Source organism: Mesorhizobium sp. M8A.F.Ca.ET.021.01.1.1 (genome assembly GCF_003998025.1).
In the GTDB taxonomy this organism is placed as follows: domain Bacteria; phylum Pseudomonadota; class Alphaproteobacteria; order Rhizobiales; family Rhizobiaceae; genus Mesorhizobium.
The window spans coordinates 1-6078 of sequence record NZ_RZSJ01000378.1; the positions used below are offsets into that span (position 1 = coordinate 1).

3 protein-coding genes and 2 pseudogenes are annotated in these 6078 nt (G+C 63.6%); 1 reads left to right on the top strand and 4 read right to left on the bottom strand.

Annotated features, from left to right (window positions below; genetic code table 11):
• The 4 genes and pseudogenes from EOA36_RS24360 to EOA36_RS24375 form a co-directional block, all read right to left on the bottom strand.
• Positions 1-241, bottom strand: a pseudogene (locus EOA36_RS24360) (acetyl-CoA C-acyltransferase); the annotation flags it as partial.
• A gap of 34 nt (positions 242-275) precedes the next feature.
• A complete protein-coding gene (locus EOA36_RS24365; protein ID WP_127279758.1) occupies positions 276-1448 on the bottom strand; it encodes an acyl-CoA dehydrogenase family protein in 1173 nt (390 codons plus the stop codon).
• Between the two features lie 45 nt (positions 1449-1493).
• Complete coding sequence (locus EOA36_RS24370) at positions 1494-3305, bottom strand: acyl-CoA dehydrogenase (RefSeq protein ID WP_127279759.1); 1812 nt, start codon at positions 3303-3305, stop codon at positions 1494-1496.
• Between the two features lie 271 nt (positions 3306-3576).
• On the bottom strand, positions 3577-4038 hold the full coding sequence (locus EOA36_RS24375; RefSeq protein WP_127279760.1) for a MerR family DNA-binding transcriptional regulator: 462 nt from the start codon (positions 4036-4038) through the stop codon (positions 3577-3579).
• 454 nt (positions 4039-4492) lie between these two features.
• Between EOA36_RS24375 and EOA36_RS24380 the strand changes: the two are divergent.
• A pseudogene (locus EOA36_RS24380) lies at positions 4493-6078 on the top strand (peptidoglycan-binding protein); the annotation flags it as partial.

Below are 6078 nucleotides of genomic sequence, written 5' to 3' on the forward strand. Positions count from 1 at the left end.
TGGTGTCGTAGCCGGCCTCGAAGGCGGCGGCGCGCGGAATGACGGAGCCCGCCTCGCCGACCGGGTCGACGCAGCCGAAGATGATGTCGTCGACCGTGCCGGTGTCCAGCCCATTGCGGTCGCGCAGTGCCTCGAGCGTCCTGGCGGCGAGCCGCACCGCCGGCACCTCGTGCAGCGATCCGTCCTTCTTGCCCTTGCCGCGCGGCGTGCGCACGGCGTCATAGACATAAGCTTCGGCCATTTTCATGCTCCTTGGGTTCGCTGAAGAGAGCTGCTCAGAGCGAGCGTCCGATCAGCAATTTCATGATCTCGTTGGTGCCGCCGTAGATGCGCTGGACGCGAGCGTCGCGGAACATGCGGGCGATCGGATATTCATTCATGTAGCCATAGCCGCCGTGCAATTGAAGGCATTCGTCGACGACTTTGCCCTGCAGGTCGGAGAGCCAGTACTTGGCCATCGAGGCCGTGACCGGATCGAGGCCGCCATTGATGTGACGGGTGACGCAGTCATTGTAGAAGACGCGGCCGATGGTGGCCTCGGTCTTCAGCTCGGCCAGCTTGAATTGGGTGTTCTGGAAGTCGATGATCGCCTTGCCGAAGGCCTTGCGCTCCTTGACGTAGTCGATGGTCAGCGCCAGGGCCCGCTCGATCATGGCGATCGCCCCGGTGCCGATCTGCAGCCGCTCCTGCGGCAATTGCTGCATGAGCTGGACGAAGCCCTGTCCCTCCTCATGGCCGAGCAGGTTGGCGGTCGGCACACGCACATCGTTGAAGAACAGTTCCGAGGTGTCGTTGGCCTTCAGCCCGATCTTGTCGAGGTTGCGGCCGCGCTGAAAACCTTCGACCTCATCGGTCTCGACGATCATCAGCGAGGTACCCTTGGCGCCCTTCTCCGGATCGGTCTTGGTGACGACGATGATGAAGTTCGCCAGCTGGCCGTTGGTGATGAAGGTCTTGGAACCGTTGATCTTGTACTGGTTGCCGTCCTTCTCGGCACGGGTCTTGACACCTTGCAGGTCGGAGCCGGCGCCGGGCTCTGTCATGGCAATGGCGCCGATCAGTTCGCCGGTGGCGAGCTTGGGCAGCCATTTCTTCTTCTGCTCCTCCGAACCGTAGTGAAGGATGTAGGGTGCCACGATCGAATTGTGCAGGCCGATGCCGAAACCGTCGACGCCGACATGGCCGATCGCCTCGATGATGGCGCTCTCATGCGCGAAGGTGCCGCCCGAGCCACCATATTCCTCCGGCATCGAGGCGCAGAGCAGGCCGGCGGAACCGGCCTTCAGCCAGCTTTCGCGGTCGACCATCTCGTTCTTCTCGAACTCGTCGTAGCGCGGTGCGATCTCCTCCGACATGAAGCGTGTAGCCATGTCGTAGAGCATGCCGACCTCGTCGGCCGCCCAGGCTGGTTTCGGCAAGGAGAGCACTTCGGCGGGATTTGTCGCCACGATTTCCTCCGCGTATCGACAGATAGAAGGCTAGCGGGACCGAGTTTAGAACGCTTCCGCCGGCAGGGCCATCAGCGTATCGGCGCCGCTCGAAATACGGGCGAGGTGCGCCGAGGTTTCCGGCATGATCCGTTCCATGAAAAAGCGCGCCGTCACGACCTTGTTGTCGTAGAAAGCCACGTTGTTTTTAGAGGAAGATTGGGAACCGTTGGCGCCGGTCTTGCCCTGAGCCGCCTTGGCCATCTGCGCCCACATGTAACCCAGCGCCACGAGGCCGAAGAGATGCATGTAGTCGGTCGAGGCCGCACCGGCATTGTCGGGCTTGGCCATGCCGTTCTGCAGCAGCCACATCGTCGCCGCCTGCAAATCGTTGAGTCCCTTCTTCAGACCCTTGGTGAAGGGCGCCATCTTCTCATCAACGCGGTTTTCCTCACAGAATTCGCCGACCTCCTTGAAGAAGGCCTGGATGGCGCGGCCGCCATTCAAGCCGAGCTTGCGGCCGACGAGGTCGAGCGCCTGGATGCCGTTGGCGCCTTCATAGATCATGGCGATGCGGGCATCGCGCACGAACTGGCTCATGCCGTGCTCTTCGATATAGCCATGGCCGCCGAACACCTGCTGCGCCATGACAGCGTGGTCGAAGCCCTTGTCGGTCAGCACGCCCTTGACCACCGGCGTCATCAAGCCAGTGTAATCGTCGGCCGCCTGGCGGTCCTTGTCGTCGGCGGAGCGGTGCGCGATGTCGGACTTGATGGCAGTCCACAGCGCCAGCGCGCGGCCGGCTTCGTTGAAAGCCTTCATGGTCATCAGCGAGCGGCGGATGTCGGGATGAACGATGATCGGGTCGGCCTTCTTGTCCGGCGCCTTCGGGCCTGACAGCGAGCGGCCCTGCAAACGGTCCTTGGCGTAGGCGACGGCGTTCTGGTAGGCGATCTCCGACAGTGAAAGGCCCTGCAGGCCGACGCCGAGACGGGCCTCGTTCATCATCGTGAACATCGCCTTCAAGCCGCCATTGGCCTCGCCCAGCAGCGTACCTTCGGCCTCGTCATAATTCATGACGCAGGTCGAGTTGCCATGGATGCCCATCTTCTCCTCGATGGAACCGCAGGAAACGGTGTTTCTTGTCCCCGGATTGCCCGAGGCGTCGAGCTTGAGCTTCGGCACGATGAACAGCGAGATGCCCTTGACGCCTTCGGGTGCGCCTTCGATGCGGGCCAGCACCAGATGGACGATGTTGTCCGACATGTCGTGCTCACCGGCCGAGATGAAGATCTTCTGGCCTGAAATCTTGTAGGTGCCATCGCCGTTCGGCACCGCCTTGGTGCGCAGCAGGCCGAGATCGGTGCCGCAATGCGGCTCGGTCAGGTTCATGGTGCCGGTCCAGGTGCCCTCGACCATCCTGGGCAGCCAGGTCGCCTTCTGCTCGTCGGTGCCGTGGGTGATGATGGCGGCGATCGCGCCCTGGGTCAGGCCGGGATACATCATCAGCGACATGTTGGCCGACACCATGTATTCGGCCACCGCCGTGTGTACGGCATAGGGCAGGCCCTGGCCGCCGAACTCGACGGGGGCCGCCAGACCCATCCAGCCGCCTTCGCGATACTGGTCGAACGCTTCCTTGAAGCCCTTGGGCGTGGTCACCGAGCCGTCGTCATGGCGCACGCAGCCTTCCATGTCGCCGACACGATTGAGCGGATGCATGACGTTCTCGGCGAGCTTGGCCCCTTCGGCGAGAATTGCCTCCAGCACGTCGGGCGTTGCGTCGGCGAATCCGGGAAGATTCGAATAGCGCTGACAGCCCAGCACTTCGTTGAGCACGAACAGCGTGTCCTGGACCGGGGCCCTGTAGATCGGCATGCTTTTCCTCCACCATGCGGATTAGGCCTCGAAATCAAGCCGTGCGCGGCAAGCGGGCCAATGTCGAAGCCGCAATAGCAAATATTGACGTTTGCGTAAACGTCAATATTTTCGATGCGACAAGATTTCCGCCGCCAGGCGCGCGGAGCCTAGCGTTGCGGCATCGCGCAAGCCAGGATGAAACAGCGGGCCAAAGATAGCGAAAAGCCGCGCGGCATGGCCACGCGGCTTTGATAGTGAAGGGCCGACAGGTCGGCGTGAGCAGACTGGCTTAGCTGGCGACGCTCGCCTGCGGCGCCGAACGCTCGGCCAACATCTGACGTACCGCCGACATCGAGCCGCTGAGCTCATTGATGGCGTCGTCGATCAGCGCCCGCTGCTTCTGCAGGCGAGCGAGCTGCTTCTCCGACTTGTCCAGCGCCAGGCGCAACTGCTTGGTGTTGGAACCGGTCGGATCGTAGAGGTCCATCATCTGCTTGACGTCGCGCAACGAGAACCCGACCTTGCGGCCGAGCAGGATCAGCTTCAGCCTGGCCTTGTCGCGGCGCGTATAGAGACGGGTCGAACCGTCGCGCTGCGGGTTGAGCAGGCCCTTGTCCTCGTAGAAACGCAGCGTGCGCAGCGTCACGCCGTATTTTTTGGCCATTTCGCCGATGCGGGAGAGATCCTCGCCGGCTTCGACGGATGCATTATTGGTATTGGCCGCGGTCTCGCCGGCCGAGATAAGTTTCATGGTCACTGGCTTCCCCGTCTGGTGGCGTCGCGGTCCTGGACCATGCGTCGCCTGACTGGAAGCGGGGGCGTGCTTCCGGCCGTGGTTTCGACAAACAAATCGCAAAACAGCACAGCTGATGCGCCATTTACGTTTACGTCAATTCTATACCGATAGCCGCCTCATGACGCAAGGGCGTTCTGAGAACGGTGCTTTATGCCGCACCGGAAGTCGCGACAGCCAACTTCCTTGCAACTTCTTAAGCTTGGTTAACGCGTTGTTTACCACGTTGGGCGAAATGTGCGCGTGTCGGCTACCCGTGGTTATCCTGTATCGAATTTTCACGGTTTTTCGGAGCGCGGGTGAAACCCGGGAAGCTTGTCTTCCACCGTGGCATGCAAGCGCGGTCGCCTCGTTCCGGCAGGGACTTGGGGAGCTGGTCGCAAGCCGGCCAATCTGAAAGACGGACGCACCGATGAACAGCAAGCGGTCCTACCTCGATACACTCAATGCCGGCAGGCAGCGCAAGCCGCAGACAACGCTCGAGCAGCTGAACCGCTCGCTGGAGACCCTGGAGCAGCGCCTGGGGCAGACGCGTGAGGACGCGACGGCACGGCCCGTTCCTCGCCAATATGGCGCCGATCCGCGCTACCCCGCCACCGATCCGCGTTATCCCGCCGCACAGCCGACAGCCCAGCAGCGCTGGTATGAGGATCCGCAGCCGGCACCGCGTGCGCAGAACCCGGCGCCTTCGCCCGCCTTCGACCAGAATTATCAGGCGATCGCGCGCGACATCGACCGCGTGCGCGGCCAGGAAGACAGCGTCGCCATGGTCGGCAAGATCGCCGGCGAGCTGCGCGGCATGCGCGAGGAACTGCGCCACCAGGTGACTTCAGGGCTGCAGCGCGAATTCGACGCGCTGCGCAAGGACATCGACCGCGCCTTCCAGGCGAACGCCAAGCCCGGCGCGACAGGCAAGGGCAGCGCCGAACTCGGCGTGGAATTCGAGCGGCTCTCCGGCGCCATCAAATCGCTGTCGGAGAAGAGTGACGACAGGAGCGTCAACCTGCTGCGGCTGGAGCTCGAGCAGGTCAAGGCCGCGCTCGACACGCTGGCGCGCGAGGAGAGCGTGCAGAAGGTCGACCGCCGCTGGGACGATTTCGACCGCCGCTGGACGGCTTTCGAGGACCGCGTCGACGCCGACCAGCGCAAGCGCTCCGACGATCCCGCCCTCGCGGCCTTGACCGACCGGCTGGAGCAGATCAGCAACGCCGTCAACAACCTGCCGGAATCGCTGTCGCTGCGCTCGCTGGAGGAAAAGGTCCGCACGCTGGCCGGCGCGGTCGACCATTTCGCCAGCCAGCAGGACAATCGCGGCGGCGGCACGCTGGCCATGATCGACGAGCGGCTGGACGAGATTTCCCGCGCCATCGTGGCCTCGACAGTCGCCGCACAGGCGAATTCAATCGACCACGAAGCCTTCGAGCGCATCGAGAAGCGGATCGACTCGCTCGCGCAGCAGATCGAGGAAGTGGCGCAGGACCGTCCCGGCAATGTCGTGATCGACCGGCTGAACACACTGTCGAGCCGGGTCGATGACCTCGCCGGCCGCGCCAACCTGCCCGAGCAGGCGATGGAACGGCTCGCCAAGCAGATCGCGCTGATCGCAGACAAGATCGATCAGGCGCCGGCCATGCCCGACGCCGACTACATCTTCCACGGGCTGGAGCAGCGCTTCGACGTGCTGTCGGGCATGATGGAGCGTCGCCAGGGCGACGCCATCGAACAGGGCAACATGCTGTTTCGCGATCTCGAGCGCCGGCTGGACGAGGTTGCCGACCGGCTGGACCAGCGCAGCATGCCGCAGGTCGACAGCGCCGGCATCATGGACGCCATCGATGCCCGCTTCACCGCGCTGGCCAAGCGCATGGAAACGCGCGCTCCCGATCCCGCCGGCGAGGCGGCGATCCGCGGGCTGGAAAGCCGGCTCGAGGATATCTCAAGCCGGCTGGACGCCTCGGCGGCCCAGGTGGCCGGCATTGATCCGGCGCTGATCCGCAG